Source organism: Streptomyces sp. UF-297 (assembly GCF_058245575.1).
Genome location: NZ_JBSIBZ010000208.1, coordinates 1 through 2109, shown reverse-complemented (window position 1 = coordinate 2109; position 2109 = coordinate 1). Strand labels below are relative to the sequence as shown.

Below are 2109 nucleotides of genomic sequence, written 5' to 3'. Positions count from 1 at the left end.
ACCCGGCCCCCCGGGCCGGGTGCCGCACGACGGCGCCGCGCGACGGCCTCGACCACCACGGCGCGACCGTCGCCCCCGACAGTGCAAAACCCGCTCGGCGCGCGGCCGGCCCCACCACCGACAGCAGACCGGCGCCCCCGCCGCACCCGGAGCGCGGCCCCCGGGCGCGGCGAGAAGGAGCGTCAGGCGGTGGGCATGGGGTAGTCCATGCGGGAAGTGACGTCGTAGGTGTTCTCCGGGACCTTGTGGCTGTATCGGCTGGTGGGCGCGAAGTCGTACGAGCAGTAGTTGCTCCAGGGGCTGCCCGGCCAGTAGACACGGGCCATCGGCACCCCGGCCCAGTGGTGGAACCACAGTTCCAGCACGACACCGGTCGCGTGGCTGCCCTCGGTGGTGACGGTGTCGCCGACAGCGAAGCCGTACACGGCGCGCTCACGCGCGATGGCCACCGGGTCGGCCAGGCGCATGGCGGCCTCTTCGGAGCGGCCGTTGACCCAGCGCCCCGACCACGCCACGGTGAACGCGTCGCCCTCGACGGAGGTGACGGTGCCGCGCTGGATCACGGGGCGCGCCTGCCCCACCTTGTCCCGGGCGTCGTCGTGCATCGGGTCGTAGATGAAAGTGCGCTCCACCCGGTCACCGGGGCGGTATCCGCCGGAGCGATCGGCGTAGGTGTCTCCAGGGATGTACTCGCGGGGGATGATCAGCACCGTTTCCTCGTCGTGCCACACGTCCGACTGGCCATCCAGGGCGATGTATCCGTTCAGCGCGGCGGGCAGAGCGGGGAAACACGCGACGCTCTGCATGAGGGTGTCGAGCCGGTTCGGGTTCAGGGGGCGCTCGAACTCGCCGAGCACCCAGTCACCAGGGCGGACGTCGGCAATCGGGCACAGACGGACCCCGCCCATGTCGGTACCTGCTGGGGGCTGGCGGTACAGGGAGTCGGTGGGCCGGTTGGTGACGATCAGCGGGTAGAACGCGGCGTCGATGACGGCCATGGTGACCTCCGGGTGGCTCGGGTTTCGAGTGGTGGTGTCGGTCGGGGTGCCACCCCCTTCCAACAAGGACAACATTACCAGCATTAGGCCGGAAACGGAAGCGGGAAAGGGGGTCTGACCAGGGTTTTTCCCGGATTTCTCGCGGTGCCGCGCGTTCCCTCCAGGCCGGGCCGACCCCCCTCCTTGCCAGCCGCTTTTCAGCACCACGACACCAGGGCCGGCCGGGCGACGGCCGGTCACGTAAACCGCCCACCGCTGCCGCTCCCCTGCACCGGCCGGCGCCCGCCGCCCCACCGGCCGGATAGCGGGCGCGGTGGGTCAGGTGGTCAGGTCGAACACGGCTCGCAGGTGCTCAAGTCGGTGCCTGCGGGACGCCTGCTGTGCCATCGCCCGGACTTCAAAGCGGCCCTCGGCGCGGTATCCGCAGGAGCAGCGGGACAGGTACAGGGGCTCTCCGATCTGCCATTCGCCGACGCCGAACGCGTCGACCACCCACTTGTCCGTGCCCATGTAGCCGGTCTCTGCGCGGTGCTCGTGCAGCGTCATCGCCACCCGGCCCGCGTATGAGACGGACGCGGTGCCGTCCGGCTCGACCGTGAGCCAACCGCGCTCCAGGAGACGCCTGGTGGCGGCCGCCGGGATGGACACGACCCCGACCCGGACGCATCCGTTCGCCAGGGCGGCGCCGGGGGTCGCTTCGCGTTCCCGGATCAGCCGTAGGTCCTCGTACTGGCGAGCCGTCAGCCGACGCGGCGCGCACACCGGTTCCAGCCGGACGGTGCGCCGTAGCGTGACCCGCTCGGCGTCCAGGGCGCTGCGGCGTCCGGTGATCACGCGGGTGACGGTGATGCGGCCCGAGCGGTCAGCGTCGGGGCTGACCTCGTCGTCGTCACAGAGTGCGGCGGCAATCAGGGCATCGGCCTCGATGGCGCTGTACGTGCGGGTGGAGACGCTGCGGTCATAGTCGGTGATCTTGGCGGTGTAGGCCGGGGGGTTGTGCACGGCGGAAGTCCTCAACGGTATTCGGGGGGCGGCGTGGGGGGGGGGGGGGGGGGGGGGGGGGGGGGGGGGGGGGGGGGGGGGGGGGGGGGGGGGGGGGGGGGGGGGGGGG

The 2109-nt window shown here is 72.1% G+C and carries 2 protein-coding genes; both read right to left on the bottom strand.

Features of this window, described 5'->3' with window-relative positions:
- Positions 1-182: 182 nt before the first annotated feature.
- A complete protein-coding gene (locus AC4IJH_RS43430; protein ID WP_330269904.1) occupies positions 183-998 on the bottom strand; it encodes a hypothetical protein in 816 nt (271 codons plus the stop codon).
- A gap of 318 nt (positions 999-1316) precedes the next feature.
- Positions 1317-2000 carry a hypothetical protein gene (locus AC4IJH_RS43425; RefSeq protein WP_330269907.1) on the bottom strand — a complete coding sequence of 228 codons (684 nt, stop codon included), beginning with the start codon at positions 1998-2000 and terminating at the stop codon, positions 1317-1319.
- Between the last annotated feature and the right edge of the window lie 109 nt (positions 2001-2109).